The organism is Pseudomonas sp. L-22-4S-12 (assembly GCF_009799935.1).
GTDB lineage: Bacteria > Pseudomonadota > Gammaproteobacteria > Pseudomonadales > Pseudomonadaceae > Aquipseudomonas.
On sequence record NZ_WELL01000005.1, the window covers coordinates 146,147 to 164,029 of the forward strand.

The following is a 17,883-nucleotide window of genomic DNA, read 5'->3' on the forward strand; positions in this document are numbered from 1 at the left end:
CGGCCCCTGCGGGAGTGGCGGCAAGCGCTCCTGCAGGCGGCCAGTACGATTGAGCGTGTTTGCGCGGCGTCCCCCACCGAGGCGTCGCGCTTTTTTATTAGCTATGTACCTGTTACGCGTTGCTACGCCTCGCTGTTGTTTGGCTCAAACGCTCGTGGTGGCTGCTCTGGCTGTTCGTGGGAGCGAATTCATTCGCGATCAGCGCCTACGCCGAGCTGCCGGTTTATCGCGGATAAATCCGCTCCCACTCAAGCTCGATGGCCTGTGCAACACGCTATTGGGACATAGCCTTTTTACTGCGCCACGGAGGCCACTGCCCATGCGAACCCTCACCACCCTGCGCGGCAACAGCCAGAAACTCGATGGCGGCGCCATGTTCGGCAATGCGCCCAAGGCCCTCTGGCAGCGCTGGATGCCGGCCGACGAACAGAACCGCATCGACCTCGGCTGCCGCGCCCTGCTGGTCCAGGAACCGGGCCGCAACATCCTCATCGAGACCGGCATCGGCGCCTTCTTCAGCCCCGAGCTGAAGCAGCGCTTCGGCGTGCAGGAAGAGCGCCACGTGCTGCTCGACAGCCTGGCCGAGGTCGGCCTGAGCGATGCCGATATCGACATCGTGCTGCTCACCCACCTGCACTTCGACCACGCCGGCGGCCTGCTCGCCGCCTGGCAGGACGGCCAGCCGGCGCGCCTGCTGTTCCCCAACGCGCAGTACCTCACCGGGCGGCGCCAGTGGCAGCGCGCGCGCAACCCGCACCCGCGCGACCGCGCCTCGTTCATCCCCGAACTGCTCGACCTGCTGGAAGCCAGCGGACGCCTGCAGCTGCTCGACCAGCAGGGCCAGTCGCCGCTGCTGGGCGCCGACTGGCACCTGCACTGGAGCGACGGCCATACCCCCGGCCAGCTGCTGCCGGAAGTGGCCATGGCCGACGGCCCGGTGGTGTTCGCCGGCGACCTGGTACCCGGCGCACCCTGGGTGCACCTGCCGCTGACCATGGGCTACGACCGCTTCCCCGAAGGCCTGATCGAGGAAAAGGAACGCCTGCTCGACAGCCTGCTGGCCCGCGGCGGGCGCCTGCTGTTCACCCACGACCCGCGGATCGCCATGGGCCGCGTGGTACGCGACGACAGCCAGCGCTACGGCCTGTGCGAGACCCACCCGGCACTGCGCCAACTGGCCAGATAGCTCAGAAGCGCAAGCCAAACGCAGGGTTTTCACCTAAGGTTGCAACTATCTGCAACGGATCGAAGACCACCTGCCTATGCCACTGCGCCTCTGGCCCGCCCTGCTGTTGTGTGCCGCCGCGTTGGCTCCGCCCAGTCTGGCGGAGCACCAGCCTCTGCGCGTAGGCGTCTACGCCAACGAACCGAAACTGCTGCTGGACAACGACAACCAGCTGTCCGGCATCTTCGGCGAACTGCTGCGCGAAATCGCCCAGCGCGAAGGCTGGGAGCTGCAGGCGGTGCCCTGCGAATGGCAGCAATGCCTGGAACTGACCCGCGACGGGCGCATCGACCTGTTGCCGGATACGGCCTGGAACGAAGAGCGTGCCGGTTACCTGGACTTCCACCAGTTGCCGGCGCTGTTCAGCTGGTCGCAGATCTACAGCCAGCAGGAGCTGCGCCTGAACTCGCTGCTCGACCTCAACGACCGGCGCATTGCCGTGCTGGCCGGTTCGGTGCAGGAAGAGCACCTCAAGGCACTGCTGCTCAGCTTCGGCCTGCAGGCCCAGCTGCTGCCCGTGCAGAGCCTGGCCCAGGGCTTCAAGCTGGTCAGCAGCGGTGCAGCCGACGCGGCCGTGGCCAACCAGCGCTTCGGCGATTACCACGCCGACCAGTACGGCCTGAGCAGTACCCCGATCATGTTCCAGCCGGCCCGACTGTTCTACGCCACCGGCAAGGACCGCCACGCCCCGCTGCTGGCAGCCATCGACCGCCACCTCAAGCAGTGGCAGGAGCAGCCCGACTCCCTCTACTACCAGATCATCCAGCGCTGGGGCGGCAAGCCCCCGCAACTGCGCGTCCCCACCAGTTTATGGTGGGGCCTGGCCACGCTCAGTGCGTTGTTCCTCCTCGCCCTGGGCGGCGCGCTGCTGCTGCGCCGCCGGGTGGCGGAGCAGACCCGCCACCTGAGTGCCAGCGAGCTGCGCCTGAACACCATCCTCGACAGTGTCGAGGCCTTCATCTACATCAAGGACCCCCAGCTGCGTTACCAGTACGCCAACCGCAAGGTCTGCGAACTGTTCGGCCGCTCGCGCGAAGAAGTGCTGGGCCATAGCGACAGCGCCTTCTTCGACGCCAACACCGTGGACAACCTGCGCCGCAATGACCTGCGCGTGTTGCAGCAGGGCGAGCGGGTGCAGATCGAAGAGGTCAACCGCAACCTCGCCGACAACAGCGAGCATGCCTACCTGACGGTCAAGCTGCCGCTGCGGCGCCCGGATGGCACCATCTATGCCCTGTGCGGCATTTCCACCGATATCACCGAGCACAAGAAGAACCTCGAACAGATCCACCAGCTGGCCTTCTTCGACCCGCTGACCGGCCTGCCCAATCGCCGCCTGCTGCAGGACCGCCTGCAGCACGCCCTCGCCCACCACGCCCGCAGCGGTGAGGAAGGCGCCCTGCTGTTCATCGACCTGGACAACTTCAAGACCCTCAACGACACCCTCGGCCATGCCATGGGCGACCAGCTCCTGCAGCAGGTGGCCCTGCGCCTGCGCGGCCTGCTGCGCGAGGAAGACAGCCTGGCGCGCCTGGGCGGCGACGAGTTCGTGCTGATGCTCGAACGCCTGTCCAGCACCCCGGCCAAGGCCCTGGTCGAGATCGAAACCGTCGCCAACAAGCTGCTCGGCAGCCTGGCCGAGCCCTACGACCTCAACGGCCATGAGCACAGCAGCACCGCCAGCATCGGTGTGGCACTGTTTTCCGATGCCCACAGCACGGTCGAGGAACTGCTCAAGCGCGCCGACCTGGCCATGTACGAGGCCAAGGCGTCCGGGCGCAATATCGTGCGCTTCTTCAACCCGCAGATGCAGACTGCCGCCCTGGCCCGCATCCGCCTGGAAACCGACCTGCGCCACAGCATCGGCGAGCGGCACTTCCTGCTGCACTACCAGCCCCAGGTCGATCACCTGGGCCGGCTGATCGGCGCCGAAGCCCTGGTGCGCTGGCAGCATCCGCAGCATGGGCTGATCCCGCCCGGCGAATTCATCCCGCTGGCCGAGAGCACCGACCTGATCCTGCCGCTGGGTCGCTGGATCCTCCAGGCGGCCTGCGAACAGCTGGTGGCCTGGAGCCATGACGCCGAGCTGGCCGAGCTGCCCCTGGCGGTCAACGTCAGCGCCCGGCAGCTGCACCATGCGGACTTCGTCAGCGATGTGCTGGCGATACTCAAGCAGACCGGGGCCAACCCGGCGCGCCTGGAGCTGGAGCTGACCGAAAGCCACCTGGCCAGCGACATCGAGGAAATGATCCAGCGCATGCTGCAACTGCAGGCCCATGGCGTGCGCTTTTCGCTGGACGACTTCGGCACCGGCTACTCCTCGCTCAGCTACCTCAAACGCCTGCCGCTGACGCGCCTGAAGATCGACCGCTGCTTCGTCCGCGACCTGCTCAGCGACCCCAACGACGCCGCCATCGTGCGCGCCATCGTGGCCCTGGCGCAGAGCCTGGACCTGCAGGTACTCGCCGAGGGCGTGGAAACCGCCGAACAGCGCGACGCCCTGCTGCAGATCGGCTGCTCGCTGTACCAGGGCTACCTGTTCGCCAAGCCCGGCCCGGCCGAGCAACTGCACGACTGGCCCCGCCCGAGCCGCCTGGAGCTGACCGAGTAACCAGCCCGCATTCCAGAGTACACCTGTACACTGCAAACCCTTATAGTGACGCCCGGCTGCCCCCGCAGCCGCTTCACCGTCACGCTACTCAGAGGTTCGCACCATGTACCACGGGGAACGTTTCAACGCCTGGACGCACCTGATCGGCGCCCTGCTGGCCTGCATCGGCGCCATCTGGCTGCTGGTCGTGGCCAGCCTCGACGGCGATCCGTGGAAGATCGTCAGCGTGGCCATCTACGGCATCGCCCTGGTACTGCTGTACAGCATCTCCACCCTGTACCACAGCCTGCGCGGCCGGGCCAAAGTGGTGTTGCGCAAGCTCGACCACCTGTCCATCTACCTGCTGATCGCCGGCAGCTACACGCCGTTCTGCCTGGTCACCCTGCATGGCACCTGGGGCTGGAGCCTGTTCGGCATCGTCTGGGGCCTGGGCCTGCTCGGCATGCTGCAGGAGATCAAGCCGCGTTCCGAGGCCCGCGTGCTGTCGCTGGTGATCTACGCGGTGATGGGCTGGATCGTGCTGGTGGCCATCGAGCCACTGCTGGCCGCCCTCGGCCGCGACGGCTTCATCTGGCTGGCCAGCGGCGGCGTGCTGTACACGGTGGGCATCATCTTCTTCGCCTTCGACAGCCGCTTCCGCCACTGGCACGGCATCTGGCACCTGTTCGTCATGGCCGGCAGCCTGCTGCACTACGTGGCGATCCTGCGCTACGTGCTCTGACGCCGAAGCAGCCGTTCACGCCCCTGTCAGCCGCCACGAGCGCAGGCCCGTGCACGTGGCGCCCCCTGCGAGAGCCGGAGAACAGGCCCTAGCAGGCTGCTGGTTGCGTGGGAGCGAATTCACTCGCGATCGGAGCCCGCGCCGAGCGGCCTGTTGATCGCGGATGAATCCGCTCCCAGCCAAGCGCGATGACGGATGCAACAGGTAACGGGGACAGAGCCTTTGCATGGTCAAGGGCAGGAGTGCTGGGTAGGTTGGCGTTGAGCGTAGCGAAGCCCAACGGGCCGGCTAGTTGGGCTTCGTCGCGTTGCGCCTCAACCCAACCTACAGCCCCCTTGCCTCAGTGCAGCGCCGGCACCTCGCACAGGGCCTGCAGGGCCTTGGCATCCAGGGTTTCCTCGGCCAGCAGGCGCTGGGCGCAGCGTTCGAGCAGCGCGCGGCGCTCCTGCAGCAGGGCCAGGCTGCGGGCAAAGGCGGCGGCGATCAGCGCCTGGACTTCCTCGTCGATCGCCGTGGCGGTGCTCTCGGCATAGTCGTGCTGGGGCTTCCAGCCCGGCAGGCCCTCGCCGAGGAAGGTGTGCGGGTCGCGCTCCAGGGTCATGTGGCCGAGGCGCTCGCTCATGCCGTAGCGGGTGACCATGGCGCGGGCGATGTCGGTGACCTTGGCCAGGTCGTCCGCCGCGCCGGTGGAGAGCTGGGCGAACACCAGCCACTCGGCGGCGCGCCCGCCGAGCAGCATGACCATCTTGTTTTCCAGCTCCGGGCGGCTCATCAGGAAGCGGTCCTCGATCGGCCGCTGGATGGTGTAGCCCAGCGCGCCCATGCCGCGCGGGATGATCGACACCTTGTGCACCGGGTCCGAGCCGGGCAGCGCCATGGCCACCAGGGCGTGGCCCATCTCGTGGTAGGCCACCACCTCGCGCTCGCGCGGGTTGAGCAGGCGGTTGCGCTTCTCCAGGCCGGCGACGATGCGCTCGATGGCGGCGGTGAAGTCCTGCATGTCCACCGCGTCGGCATTGCGCCGGGTGGCCAGCAAGGTCGCCTCGTTGACCAGGTTGGCCAGGTCGGCACCGGTGAAGCCCGGGGTCAGCGCGGCGACTTCCTGCGGGTCGACATCGCGCCCCAGGTGCGCCTTCTTCAGGTGCACGCCGAGGATCTGCACGCGGCCGAGCTTGTCCGGGCGGTCGACCAGCACCTGGCGGTCGAAGCGCCCGGCGCGCAGCAGCGCCGGGTCGAGGATCTCCGGGCGGTTGGTGGCCGCCAGCAGGACCAGGCCGCTGGAGGTGTCGAAGCCGTCCAGTTCGGCCAGCAGCTGGTTGAGGGTCTGCTCCTTCTCGTCGTGTCCGCCGCCCAGCGGGCCGATGCCGCGGGCGCGGCCGAGGGCGTCCAGCTCGTCGATGAAGATGATCGCCGGCGCCTTGCTGCGCGCCTGTTCGAACAGGTCGCGCACGCGCGCCGCGCCGACGCCGACGAACAGCTCGACGAACTCCGAGCCGGAAATGGAGAAGAACGGCACCTGCGCCTCGCCCGCCACCGCCTTGGCCAGCAGGGTCTTGCCGGTGCCGGGCGGGCCGACCAGGAGGATCCCGCGCGGCATGCGCCCGCCGAGGCGGCCGTAGGCCTGCGGGTCCTTGAGGAAGTCGACGATTTCCTTGAGTTCGGCCTTGGCCTCGTCGACCCCGGCGACATCGGCGAAGGTCACCTTCATCTCGGTCTCGACGTAGACCCGCGCGCGACTCTTGCCGATCTGCAGCATGCCGCCGCCGATGCCGCCGCCCATGCGCTTGAGCAGGAACAGCCAGATGGCGAAGAACATCAGCGCCGGCAGGATCCACGACAGCAGGTCGCGCAGCAGGGTGCTCTCGATCTTGCCGGCATAGCGCACCGGGTACTGCTGCAGGTGCTCGGCCAGGGCCGGGTCGATGCGGTTGGCGACGAAGCGCTGGCTGCCATCGGTGCGCGGTTCCTTGAGCAGGCCCTCGATGCGCCGCTCGGAAATCGCCAGCTCGGCGATGCGCTCCTCGCGCAGGTACTGCTCGAACTCGCTGTAGCTGATCTGCGCCACCGGCTGCTGCAGGGCCAGCAGGTACTGGATGGCCATGAACACCAGCACGGCGATGACCCAGTAGCTGATGTGGAACGGTGCCTGCTCCCGCATGGAATGTCCTCGCGCGCCCAAACCGACGGTCAGGGCCGCAACGCCGGCCCCCTCCCTTCACCATAGCCAACGCGGCGCATTGCGCAGGCTGCGCGGCTTAGAACCTGTTTAGGATCTCGCGAGCTAGAGCCAGACAAGGCGCAACGACCAGCGGGAGTAACAGCCGCAGGCTGGCCCGAAGGGTGAGCGCCAGCGAATCAATCGGGCGAGGACGCGGAGTTTACAAAGTGTAAATGAGCAGTACTCGTTTCACTCGCCCTTCGGGTCGCGCTGAAGCGCGTTAGCCGCAAGCGGCTTTCCGAGGCTGTTTTTAACGCCGGATGGCCGACGCGCAGCAGATCGTAAACAGGTTCTTAGCGGCGGCGGTCCAGCAGGTTGACCACCAGGCGATCCAGCCAGCCCCACAGGCGCTGGCGCAGACGGCTGCCCCAGGGCTGGCTCTGCCAGTCGTCGAGGCTGATCTCGCGGCTGACGGCGAAGTCGGCGACGAAGCAGTCGGCCACCTCGGCGCTGAACTGCGGGTCGAGGGCCTCGAGGTTGGCGTCGAGGTTGAAGCGCAGGTTCCAGTGGTCGAAGTTGCAGGAACCGACGCTGACCCAGTCGTCGATGCGCACCATCTTCAGGTGCAGGAAACGCGGCTGGTATTCGTAGATGCGTACGCCGGCCTTGAGCAGCTTGGGGTAGTAGCGCTGGCCGGCGTAGCGGATCGGCGGGTGGTCGGTGTTGCGCCCGGTGAGCAGCAGGCGCACCTCCACGCCGCGCTGCGCCGCCTTGATCAGGGTGCGCCGCACCCTCCAGCTGGGCAGGAAATACGGGGTGGCCAGCCACACCTGGCGCTTGGCCCGGTTCACGTTGCGCAGCAGCGAGTGGACGATGTCCAGGTGCTGGCGGGCGTTGGCGTAGGCCACCCGGCCCATGCCCTGGCCCACCGCCGGGCTGGGCGGCAGGTGGCTGAGCCCGGCGCTGGGCACCGGCCGCCAGGGCAGCTGGCCGGCGCAGGCCTGCCACTGGTAGTCGAACAGGAACAGCCAGTGCGCCACCAGCGGCCCCTCGATGCGCACCATCACCTCGTGCCAGGCACTCTCGGCGGCCTGCGGGTTCCAGAAGGCATCGGTGGAGCCGGTGCCGCCGACGAAGGCGCAGGCCTCGTCCACCACCAGGATCTTGCGGTGGTCGCGGTACAGGTTGCGCACCCCGCGGCGCCAGCGCAGCGGGTTGTACAGGCGCAGCTGCACGCCGGCCGCGCCCAGGCGCTGGCGCAGCGCGGCGCCCAGGCCCAGGCAGCCGAAGTCGTCGAACAGGCAGTGCACCGCCACGCCGCGCTGCGCCGCCGCCGCCAGCGCGGCAACCAGGGCCTCGCTGCAGCGCCCGTCCTCGGCCAGGTACAGCTCCAGCACCACGCGCTGGCGGGCGCCGGCGATGGCGGCGAGCATGGCGGGAAAGAAGGCCGGTCCATCGACCAGCAGGTTAAAGCGGTTGCCGGCTTTCCAGGGAAAGATGGTGCCCGTCATCGCGCGGTGAAGATCATCACGGCGCCGACCGGCACCGACAGGCTGATGGTCGAGAGCCGGGCCGCCTGGCGCAGGGCCTCGACGCCGTCGCCCAGGCCGAACTCGTCGGCATGCAGGACCAGCGGCGCCAGGGTCACCACCTGGAAGCGCCGGTCGTCCAGGCGGGTGGCCAGCAGCTCGGCCATGTAGCCGTGCTTGCGCCCGCGGATCTCCACCTGGATCGGCAGGCGCAGTTCGAGCTGGGCGCCCGGCGCCAGGTCGGTGATCAGGCCCAGGTCGAGCTGGGCCATGACCTTGGCCTCGGGGAATGTGCCGACGTCGAACAGCAGGTTGCGCAGGCGCTCGTCACGCAGCGGGATGCCGGTACTCACCGAGTCCAGCTCGATGCGCAGGCGCGCCGCACCCTGGCCGTCGACCTTGCCGTGCAGGGTGAGGAAGCGGTGCACTTCGGAGAGATTGCCGGCCTTGGTGGAGATGAACGACAGGCGCGAGGACTCGTTGTCCAGGTACCAGTCGGCATGCGCCGGTAGGGCCAGGCAGGTGGCGAGCAGAACAGCGTAGAACTTGGGCATGGGCTGACTTGGCGTGGCGATTTGAGCGCAACGATAGCCGGCCGCACCGCCCTTGCAAACCCGTGTGCGGCTTTGCGCCCGCACCGAGCGGCACCGCCCGGCTCGGGCGGCGCCGATCACGGGCACTCTGCCGAGACCACAGAGCCGCTCTTGGCACAGGGAAATGCCAGGGAACGCCGCGACCTCAGTCCGGCAGGCGGTAGTCTTCCTGGGTCATCAGGTCCAGGCCGCAGTCCAGGCGCTCGATCCAGTCGAGGAAGGCATTGATCATCGCCTCGCCGACGAAGGGCCGGCCGTGCTGCGGCACGATCATCGCCACGTTCATCTCGCGCACCATCTGCGCCCAGAAGCGGCAGGCCTTGTTGCTGGCCATGTAGCGGCGGTGGAAGCCGGCCATGCTGGGGATATGGTTGACGAAGTCGCTCACCGGGCTGGCGTCGTCGACCATCGAGGCGCCCATGTCGCCGGAGAAGAGGATGCGACTGACCGGGTCGTACAGCTGGAAATTGCCCACCGAGTGCAGGAAGTGCGCCGGCACGGCCTTCAGCTGGCACTTGCCAAGGGGGAACGACTGGCCGCGATCCGGCAGGGCGATGATGCGGTCGTAGGTGTTGATGCCATGGCTCAGGGCCAGGTAGTTGGCGGTCAGGTGCGGCAAAAAGCGCGCCCACAGCTTGGAGCAGATCACCCGCGCCTTGGTGTGCAGCAGCCACTTGTCCAGCGAGGCGATGATGTCCGGGTCCTGGTGGGAGGCGAAGATGTAGGTCAGCGACTGCACCGGGATGTGCTTGGACAGCTCCAGCGACAGCGGCGTGTAGGTCAGGTCGCCGCCCGGATCGAGCAGCAGGTACTGCTCGTTGTCGGTGATCAGGAACTGGTTGGACTGCACACCCTCGCCGCTGACCAGGTCATCGAACATCAGGCATTGGTGGCTGCCGTTATCAAACAGCACGATGGGCTCGCGGCGCATGGAAACCTCACAGAAAAATGCGTGGTGACCATAGCCGAAGCCCGCCACAGCCTCACTGACCTGGATCAAAGCGGGGTTTCACGCAGGCGGGATTGGGACCCGCCCGGTAGCCCGCCAAGAACATGGTCACGATCATTTTCGGCCGAGAGAACCCGTTGACTCCTGGGCTGGCGCCGCTTGCGTAGGGTGCGCCGTTACCCATGTCCCCTGCCTGAACACCGTGCGCACCAGAGACCGGTATATGTCTGCCGGTGCGCACGGCGCACCCTACGCGAGAACGGCTCCGTGCCTCGCCTCAGGCCAGCGCCTGCAGCGCCTTCTCCAGGCGCTTTTCGCGCGCCGTGCGGGCGATTTCCAGCAGGTTGCGATCACGCTGCCACAGCGCCGCCCACTCGGCCGGGCCGCCGGCCATGGCGGCATCGACCTCGCCGCGCAGCGCCGCGAACTGGGCGAACAGCCCGGCCAGCAGCACATGGCTGGCCGGCGCGCTGGGGCACTGCCGCGCCACCTCGGCGCAACCCGCGAGCAGGCCCAGCAGGCGCAGCTGCAGGGCCTGCGGCCAGGCGCCGTCCTGGCCGACGCCATACAGCCAGGCACTCACGGCGGTCAGTACGTGCACGTCCTCGATGCTGCGAAAGGGCTTCACGTAAGCATCCCAGCCATCGCCGGGCAGCAGCTCGCACAGGGCGTTGTCCAGGTGCAGGCGGGCGTGGCCGATATCCGGCATCAGCGGCAATGCCGGCAGCGGCTCGATGCGCACGCCGGGGGCACCGTTGCGCGCCACCCCCAGAGCCAGGCGCGGCGGGCTGCCGGCCTCCTCGCAACGCGCCGCCACCAGCAGCCAGTCGGCAGCCTCGGCGGCGGTGACGAAATCCTTGCGCCCGCTCAGGTGCAGGCCCTGCAGGCGGGTACTCATGTCCGCCGGGCGGGTGCTCTTGTTCTCGGTCACGCACAGCGCGCCCAGCGACCAGGGCGCCGCCGGCCACAGGGCGCGCAACGCCGCCTGGTAACCGGCCAGGAAGGCCAGCCCCGGCGTCGCCGCCAGACGCCCGCCGAGCGAAGCCAGATCGAACGGCGTGGCCTCGCCGACCCGCTCCAGCAGAGCGGCGTACCAGCTTTCCAGGTCGCTCGCCGGCAGGCGGTCGCGGGTTTGCAGCAGGGACTGCCAGGGCATGGGGGACTCCTTGTTATCGAATCGACTCTGAGCGGCAGGCACGACGAAATCGGCTGTCACGCAAGCATCACCGAACATTCACGGAGGTGACACCGGCTCTACCTAGCCTGAGCTTGCCCAACAAAGTCGACTGGCCGCAACTCTTTGAAGGCCGGCTTACGGAGGCTACATGATGACCGAGAGCGCACGCACCCGCGACACCACTGCCGAACGCCGCCTGCACGCCGAACGCCTGCTCGGGGCCGCCGCCCTGCGCGAGGCCCAGGCCCTGCGCTACAGCGTATTCAGCAGCGAATTCGACGCCAAACTGAATGGCGCCGAACTCGGCCTGGACATGGATGACTACGACCCGCACTGCCAGCACATCGGCGTGCGCGACCTCAACAGCGGCCGCCTGGTCGCCACCACCCGCCTGCTCGACCACCGCGCCGCGGCCAGCCTGGGCCGCTTCTACAGCGAGGAGGAGTTCTGCCTGCACGGCCTGGCCCATCTCGAAGGGCCGGTGCTGGAACTGGGGCGTACCTGCGTCGACCCGGCCTACCGCAACGGCGGCACCATCGCCGTGTTGTGGAGCGAGCTGGCCGAGGTGCTCAACGAAGGTGGCTACCGCTACCTGATGGGCTGCGCCAGCATCCCCATGCAGGACGGCGGCATCCAGGCCCAGGCGATCATGCAGCGCCTGCGCGAGCGCTACCTGTGCAACGAGCACCTGCGCGCCGAACCGAAGAAGCCGCTGCCGAGCCTGGATGTGCCGGGCAACGTCATCGCCGAAATGCCGCCGCTGCTCAAGGCCTACATGCGCCTGGGCGCGAAGATCTGCGGCGAACCGTGCTGGGACGAGGATTTCCAGGTGGCCGACGTGTTCATCCTGCTCAAGCGCGACGAGCTGTGCCCGCGCTATGCACGGCACTTCAAGGCCGCGGTCTAAACCGCCCCTCGCCCACTGGTGGGAGACGACTGCATGGATGCAGGAGGTAGAGAGAGAGGGCCCAACCATTCATTAGGTTATGTAGCCGTAACGTGTTGCTGCGCAGCACTGTTGTTTGGGGCAAGTGCTTACGCCGGCTGCTCTGGCTGCTCGTGGGAGCGAATTCATTCGCGATCGGGGCCGCCTCTGAGCGGCCTGTTTATCGCGGATAAATCCGCTCCCACAAAAGCTCGAAGACGGGTGCAACCCGAAACGGGTACATAGCCATTCATTACCCATAGCGCCCGCGAGCAGCCACTTGCGGGCGCCCCAAACCAGGCTCACCGATGAATCGACTTCGCCTTTACCTGCGCCTGGCTCGCCTGGGCACCGTACTGCTACTCGGCCTGCTGCTGGCCAGCGCTGTCGCCCTGGCCGAACGCCTGCGCCGCCACGACCTGCTCGGCCTGCGCCAGCGCCTGACCTGCTGGTTCCTGCGCCGGCTGAGCAATGCCCTGCCCTTCGATGTCGAGGTGCAGGGCGAGTTGCCCGGCGAGCCGATGCTGTGGCTCAGCAACCATGTGTCGTGGACCGACATCCCGCTGCTCGGCCAGCTGCTGCCGCTGTCCTTCCTGTCCAAGGCCGAGGTGCGCACCTGGCCGCTGGCCGGCTGGCTGGCACACAAGGCCGGCACCCTGTTTATCCGCAGAGGCTCCGGTGATGGCGCCCTGCTCGCCCGCCAGCTGCAACGCTACCTGCAGGGCGGCCATGCACTGCTGATCTTCCCCGAGGGCACCACCACCGACGGCCAGCAGGTACGCACCTTCCACGGCCGCCTGCTGACCGGCGCCATCGAGGCCGGCATGCCCGTGCAACCGGTGGCGATCCGCTACCTGCGCGCGGGTCAGCCCGATCCAATTGCGCCCTTCATCGGCGACGACGATTTGCCCTCGCACCTGCTGCGTCTGTTCGCCGGCGAGCGCAGCAGGGTGCAGATCCAGCTGCTCGAACCGATCGCCAGCCACGGCCTGGAGCGCAACGCCCTGGCCCGCCAGGCGCAGCGCGCGGTGCACGTGGCACTGTTCGGCGAGCTCAGTGAGCCAGCTCAGCAAGCAGCCTGAAATCACCGCACACCTGTAGGCGCCAGCTTGCTGGCGATCTGTTGGTAGCCCGTGCGGTAAAGCATCGCCAGCAAGCTGGCTCCTACAACGGCAGGGCTGGGTCGCGGTTTATTGCCTGGCCGGCAAAGCGCCGCAGCTCGGGATAGAAGGCGCGGAAATCCTCCTGCAACGGCTCATACAGGCGCTCCAGCTCGGCCATCGCGCCGTCCAGCAGTTGCGGGCGTGACAGGCGCCGGCTCATGCCCCCCAGCACCTGTTCCAGCACGGCGAAGTCGCGGTAGCTGCCCAGCCAGTCCTGCTGCGCCATGCGCGGGGCGATATGCGCCAGACGCGCGGGCAACTCAGGCTGTTCGGCCAACACGGCATAGACCCGCGCGGTGAACTGCGGCAGCGGCTCGGCGGCATAGTCCTGCCAGTGCCGGGCCAGGCAGTGGTCGAAGAACAGGTCGATCAGAATCCCCGAGGTACGCCGGCGCTCGGCCGGGAAGCGCGCACGGGCTTGCGCGGTCAGCGGGTGGCTGTCGGTAAAGACATCGATGCGCCGGTGCAGGCGGATGGCGGCCTCGATCTGCGGCGGGAAGCGCCCCTCCAGCCGACCTTTGACGAAGTCGCCATACAGGCTGCCCAGCAGTTGTTCGGGCTGGTCGCCGCCCAGATGCAGATGGGCCAGGTAGTTCATGGCGTGGGCACGGCGAGCTGGCCGTTGCGCCAGGCATTGGGCGTCATCCCCAGCCAGCGGCGGAAGGTGCGGCTGAAGTTGCTGGTGTCCTGATAGCCCAGGCGCTCAGCTACCGCCTCGACGCTCAGCGGGGTGTTCAACAGCAGCCAGCAGGCCAGCTCCTGGCGCACCTCGTCGAGCAGTTGCTGGTAGTTGCCACCCTCATCGCGCAGGCGGCGAATCAGCGTGCGTTCGGACAGGTGATATTCGTCGGCCAGCTGGCCCAGGGTCGGGTAGCGTCCCTCGCAGGCCAGCAGGCGCAGCTGCACGCGGGTGGTCCAGTCGCCGCCTTCGCGCACGCCGAGCAACTGGTGTTCGCAGTCGCGCAGGGCGATGCGCGCAGCCTGCGGGTCGGCACTCAGGCTCGGTCGATCCAGCCACGCCAGCGGCAGGCTGACGCTGTAGCAGTCGGCAGAAAACTCCACGCCCGGGCCGAGCAGCTCGCGGTAGCGCGCGCCCCAGGCCGGCTCGGCGAAGGGAAAGGTGAAACGCAACTCGCCCACCGGCAAGGCGCCGCAGACCGCCTCCAGCAGACGCAGAAAGGTGCCGGCGATGGTCGCCAGGATGTGTTCGCGCACATCGCCCAGATCGAACTCCTCGTCGGCGCGCACGCAATAGCGCTCGCCTTCCAGGTAACCGGTCAGGCGCAGGCTGCTCAGGCGCAACACGCTGAAGCGTTCGAGCACCTGCAGCACGCCACGCAGATCGGCGCAGGCCAGGGCCGCGTAGCCGACCGGGCCGTGGGCGGAAACCTGGGTCGCGCAGCCGACCTGCAGGCCAAGCCAGGGGCAGTCGGTGAGCTGCACGGCACGCCGCACCAGGCGCTGCACCTGAGCGAAGTTGAGGGAGCGGTTGTCGCTGTGCAGCTGCGCCCAGTCCAGCCCGGTGCCAAACAGGATCTGCGCCTCGTCGAAGCCGCGCTGGCGCAACGCGGCACACAGCAGCCGCGCGTAGATCGGGTGCAGGCAGGGTTGCAGCGGGGAGACGGTCGAGCTCATGGCATGCTCCGCCAGCCAGTCGAGCTGTCACCATATGACGATTAATTGCCCGGCACAACGGTAGGTCATCTTCCCAGACAGGCGCAGTCTGGCTACAGGTCAAAGAACCTCTGGAGATAACAAGATGACGACCCTCGCGCCCACCCCGACCCTGGCTCAGCCCTACCGCGACCGCAAGCGCTACCTGTGGCTGATGTCGCTGTTCGTGCCCAGCCTCGGCCTGCTCGGCCCGGCGTTGTACCTGCTGGTTTCGGCCAACGCGTTCTGGCTGTGGCTGTCGCCGCTGTTCTTCTATTTCGGCATCCCGCTGCTCGATGCGCTGATCGGCGAGGACCAGAGCAACCCGCCGGAAGCGGCGGTGCCGGGCCTGGAGGCCGACGCCTACTACCGCTGGATCACCTACCTTCTGGTGCCGCTACTGTGGCTGGGCTTTATCCTCAACGCGATGTTCGTCGCCACCCAGGGGCTGCCCTGGTATGGCGTGCTGGCGATGATCATCTCCACCGGTGGCGGCCTCGGTTTCGCCATCAACCTGGGCCACGAGATGGGCCACAAGAAGAGCGAACTGGAGCGCTGGCTGGGCAAGATGGCGCTGGCGCTGTGCTGCTACGGACACTTCTTCGTCGAGCACAACCGCGGCCATCACCGCGACGTGGCCACCCCGGTCGACCCGGCGTCCTCACGCATGGGCGAACACATCTACCGCTTCCTCCTGCGTGAGATGCCCGGTGGCTACCGCCGTGCCTGGCAACTGGAAAAGGAGCGCCTGGCGCGCTGCAATAAATCGGTGTGGAGCCTGGACAATGAAGTGCTGCAACCGGCGCTGATCAGCCTGGTGCTGTATGGAGGCCTGCTCGCCGTGTTCGGCCTGGTGCTGCTGCCCTACCTGCTGCTCACGGCCTTCTGGGGCGGCTTCCAGCTGACCTCGGCCAACTACCTGGAACACTACGGCCTGCTGCGCCGCAAGCTGGACAACGGCCGCTACGAGATCTGCCAGCCGCAGCATTCGTGGAACAGCAACCATCTGTTCTCCAACTGGGCGCTGTTCCACCTGCAACGGCATTCCGACCACCACGCCCACCCTACCCGGCGCTACCAGTCGCTGCGCAACTTTCCCGACCTGCCGCGCCTGCCCAGCGGTTACTTCGGCATGTACCTGCTGGCCTACTGCCCGCCGCTGTGGTTCCGCGTGATGAACCCGCGCCTGCTGGCGGCGGTGCACGGCGATGCCTCGCGGATCAACTTCCAGCCCGGCCTGCGTGAGCAGCTGATGCAGCGCTATGGCCTGCAGGAGCACGCGGCATGAGCCAGTACCAGTGCCCGGAATGCGGCTACCGCTACGACGAGCGCCACGGCGAACCCCATGAGGGCTACGCGCCTGGAACCACCTGGGAGGAACTGCCAGACACCTTCACCTGCCCGGACTGCGCGGTGCGGGTGAAGGTGGACTTTTCCAAGCTGGAGGACTAGCAGCCGTTCTCCCCTCTTGTGCGGCAGCGAATGGATTCGCTGCCGCCATGCGCCTGCCCGCACTACCCACGCCGAACGCATCAGCCCTGTCGATAATCAGTATCGGCGCAAACGATCTCCATATCGGACTGAGCCGATATAGAGTTCGTCCCATCTCGATATGCCGGTAGCACGCGTCATGGATACCCCGCTCGACCTCGACGAAATCATCAAGGCCCTGGCCCATCCCGTACGCCGGGAGATCCTGCAGTGGCTGAAGGAGCCGCAGAAGCATTTCGCCGACCAGGAACACCCGCTGGAATTCGGCGTATGCGCCGGCAAGTTCGAACGCTGTGGCCTGTCGCAGTCGAGCGTGTCGGCCCACCTCGCCACCCTGCAGCGGGCCAACCTGGTGACCTGTCGCAAGGTCGGCCAGTGGAGTTTCTTCAAGCGCAACGAGGAGGTCATTCAGGCCTTTCTGAAAGACTTCAGCAACCAACTCTAAGCACCCAGCCTGCCCCTCGGCAGGCCAATCCGTTGACCCCGTTTCAGGAGCCGGCCCATGCCGCTTTCGCTTCTCGTCCTCGCTTTGTCCGCGTTTGCCATCGGCACCACGGAATTCGTCATCATGGGCCTGCTGCCTGAGGTGGCCGCCGACCTCGGCGTGAGCATTCCCGGCGCCGGCTGGCTGGTCACCGGCTACGCCCTCGGCGTGGCCATCGGCGCGCCGTTCATGGCCATGGTCACCTCGAACTGGCCGCGCAAGGCCGCCCTGCTGGCGCTGATGGGCATCTTCATCCTCGGCAACCTGCTGTGTGCCACGGCCGGCGACTATGAATTGCTGATGATCGCCCGGGTGGTCACCGCCCTCTGCCACGGCGCCTTCTTCGGCATCGGCTCGGTGGTCGCCGCCAGCCTGGTGCCGGAAAACCGCAAGGCTTCGGCGGTGGCGCTGATGTTCACCGGCCTGACCCTGGCTAACGTGCTCGGCGTGCCGCTGGGCACCGCACTCGGCCAATACGCCGGCTGGCGCTCGACCTTCTGGGCGGTGACGGTCATCGGCGTGCTGGCCCTGATCGGCCTGTGGCGGGTGCTGCCGGCCAAGCGCGACGAACAGCCGGCCGACCTGCGCAGCGAGCTGGCCGCCCTGCGTGGCCTCGGCTTCTGGCTGGCGCTGTCGACCACCGTACTGTTCTCCGCCGCGGTATTCGCCCTGTTCACCTACATCGCCCCGTTGCTCGGCGAGGTCACCGGCGTGTCGCCCAGCGGCGTGACCTGGAGCCTGTTGCTGATCGGCCTCGGCCTGACCCTCGGCAACCTGCTCGGCGGCAAGCTGGCCGACTGGCGCCTGGCGACCACCCTGTGCGGCGTGTTCATCGCCCTGGCGCTGCTCTCCAGCCTGTTCAGCTGGACCAGCCAGGCGCTGATCCCGGCCGAGATCACCCTGTTCCTCTGGGCCACCGCCGCCTTCGCCGCCGTGCCGGCGCTGCAGATCAACGTGATGACCTTCGGCCAGGCCGCGCCCAACCTGGTCTCAACCCTGAATATCGGCGCCTTCAACCTGGGTAACGCCCTCGGCGCCTGGGTCGGCGGCCTGGTCATCAGCCAGGGCCTGGGCCTGACCAGCGTGCCGCTGGCCGCCGCGGTGCTGGCCGGCCTGGCCCTGCTCGCCACCCTGCTGACCTTCTCTGTCGGCAACGCCTCTGGCGCTGCCATCGCCGTCCCCAACTGACCCACCCGCGGAGATC

At 67.7% G+C, this 17,883-nt stretch carries 16 protein-coding genes; 9 read left to right on the forward strand and 7 right to left on the reverse strand.

Annotated features, from left to right (window positions below):
* The first annotated feature begins 319 nt into the window (after positions 1-319).
* The 3 genes from F3I16_RS13790 (at position 320) to F3I16_RS13800 (ending at position 4,557) form a co-directional block, all read left to right on the forward strand.
* Positions 320-1,186, forward strand: a complete 867-nt coding sequence (locus tag F3I16_RS13790; RefSeq protein ID WP_160494152.1) for an MBL fold metallo-hydrolase — start codon at positions 320-322, stop codon at positions 1,184-1,186.
* Positions 1,187-1,262: 76 nt separating this feature from the next.
* Complete coding sequence (locus F3I16_RS13795; RefSeq protein WP_160494153.1) at positions 1,263-3,836, forward strand: EAL domain-containing protein; 2,574 nt, start codon at positions 1,263-1,265, stop codon at positions 3,834-3,836.
* A 103-nt stretch (positions 3,837-3,939) separates the two neighbouring features.
* The gene (locus F3I16_RS13800; protein WP_160494154.1) at positions 3,940-4,557 is read left to right on the forward strand and encodes a hemolysin III family protein; all 618 of its coding nucleotides are present in this window, start codon (positions 3,940-3,942) and stop codon (positions 4,555-4,557) included.
* 340 nt (positions 4,558-4,897) lie between these two features.
* On the opposite strand, the gene ftsH is transcribed toward F3I16_RS13800, so the two are convergent.
* From ftsH to F3I16_RS13825, 5 genes are all read right to left on the reverse strand, one after another.
* The gene (ftsH, locus tag F3I16_RS13805) at positions 4,898-6,715 is read right to left on the reverse strand and encodes an ATP-dependent zinc metalloprotease FtsH (RefSeq protein ID WP_160494155.1); all 1,818 of its coding nucleotides are present in this window, start codon (positions 6,713-6,715) and stop codon (positions 4,898-4,900) included.
* A gap of 353 nt (positions 6,716-7,068) precedes the next feature.
* On the reverse strand, positions 7,069-8,226 hold the full coding sequence (locus F3I16_RS13810) for a phosphatidylserine/phosphatidylglycerophosphate/cardiolipin synthase family protein (protein ID WP_160494156.1): 1,158 nt from the start codon (positions 8,224-8,226) through the stop codon (positions 7,069-7,071).
* Positions 8,223-8,798, reverse strand: coding sequence for a YceI family protein (locus F3I16_RS13815; protein ID WP_160494157.1), 576 nt, complete (start codon positions 8,796-8,798; stop codon positions 8,223-8,225). Before F3I16_RS13815 ends, F3I16_RS13810 begins: the two co-directional genes overlap by 4 nt.
* Positions 8,799-8,982: 184 nt before the next feature.
* Positions 8,983-9,768, reverse strand: a complete 786-nt coding sequence (locus F3I16_RS13820; RefSeq protein WP_160494158.1) for an MBL fold metallo-hydrolase — start codon at positions 9,766-9,768, stop codon at positions 8,983-8,985.
* Between the two features lie 295 nt (positions 9,769-10,063).
* Positions 10,064-10,942, reverse strand: a complete 879-nt coding sequence (locus F3I16_RS13825; protein ID WP_160494159.1) for an acyl-CoA dehydrogenase — start codon at positions 10,940-10,942, stop codon at positions 10,064-10,066.
* A 172-nt stretch (positions 10,943-11,114) separates the two neighbouring features.
* Here F3I16_RS13825 and olsB point away from each other — a divergent pair, with 172 nt between their 5' ends.
* A complete protein-coding gene (olsB, locus tag F3I16_RS13830) occupies positions 11,115-11,870 on the forward strand; it encodes an L-ornithine N(alpha)-acyltransferase (RefSeq protein ID WP_160083186.1) in 756 nt (251 codons plus the stop codon).
* Between the two features lie 326 nt (positions 11,871-12,196).
* The gene (locus tag F3I16_RS13835) at positions 12,197-12,970 is read left to right on the forward strand and encodes a lysophospholipid acyltransferase family protein (RefSeq protein ID WP_160494160.1); all 774 of its coding nucleotides are present in this window, start codon (positions 12,197-12,199) and stop codon (positions 12,968-12,970) included.
* Positions 12,971-13,052: 82 nt separating this feature from the next.
* On the opposite strand, the gene F3I16_RS13840 is transcribed toward F3I16_RS13835, so the two are convergent.
* Positions 13,053-13,649 carry an ACP phosphodiesterase gene (locus F3I16_RS13840; RefSeq protein ID WP_160494161.1) on the reverse strand — a complete coding sequence of 199 codons (597 nt, stop codon included), beginning with the start codon at positions 13,647-13,649 and terminating at the stop codon, positions 13,053-13,055.
* The gene (locus F3I16_RS13845) at positions 13,646-14,686 is read right to left on the reverse strand and encodes an AraC family transcriptional regulator (RefSeq protein WP_160494162.1); all 1,041 of its coding nucleotides are present in this window, start codon (positions 14,684-14,686) and stop codon (positions 13,646-13,648) included. The genes F3I16_RS13840 and F3I16_RS13845 overlap by 4 nt, the downstream gene beginning before the upstream one ends.
* Before the next feature lie 124 nt (positions 14,687-14,810).
* On the opposite strand from F3I16_RS13845, the gene F3I16_RS13850 reads away from it, so the two are divergent.
* The 4 genes from F3I16_RS13850 (at position 14,811) to F3I16_RS13865 (ending at position 17,867) form a co-directional block, all read left to right on the forward strand.
* A complete protein-coding gene (locus tag F3I16_RS13850) occupies positions 14,811-15,992 on the forward strand; it encodes an alkane 1-monooxygenase (protein ID WP_160494163.1) in 1,182 nt (393 codons plus the stop codon).
* Positions 15,989-16,156: a rubredoxin gene (locus tag F3I16_RS13855; RefSeq protein ID WP_160494164.1), complete on the forward strand. Its 168-nt coding sequence runs from the start codon at positions 15,989-15,991 to the stop codon at positions 16,154-16,156. The genes F3I16_RS13850 and F3I16_RS13855 overlap by 4 nt, the downstream gene beginning before the upstream one ends.
* A 178-nt stretch (positions 16,157-16,334) precedes the next feature.
* Positions 16,335-16,640 carry a helix-turn-helix transcriptional regulator gene (locus F3I16_RS13860; RefSeq protein ID WP_160494165.1) on the forward strand — a complete coding sequence of 102 codons (306 nt, stop codon included), beginning with the start codon at positions 16,335-16,337 and terminating at the stop codon, positions 16,638-16,640.
* Between the two features lie 57 nt (positions 16,641-16,697).
* Positions 16,698-17,867 carry an MFS transporter gene (locus F3I16_RS13865; RefSeq protein WP_160494166.1) on the forward strand — a complete coding sequence of 390 codons (1,170 nt, stop codon included), beginning with the start codon at positions 16,698-16,700 and terminating at the stop codon, positions 17,865-17,867.
* Positions 17,868-17,883: the final 16 nt, after the last annotated feature.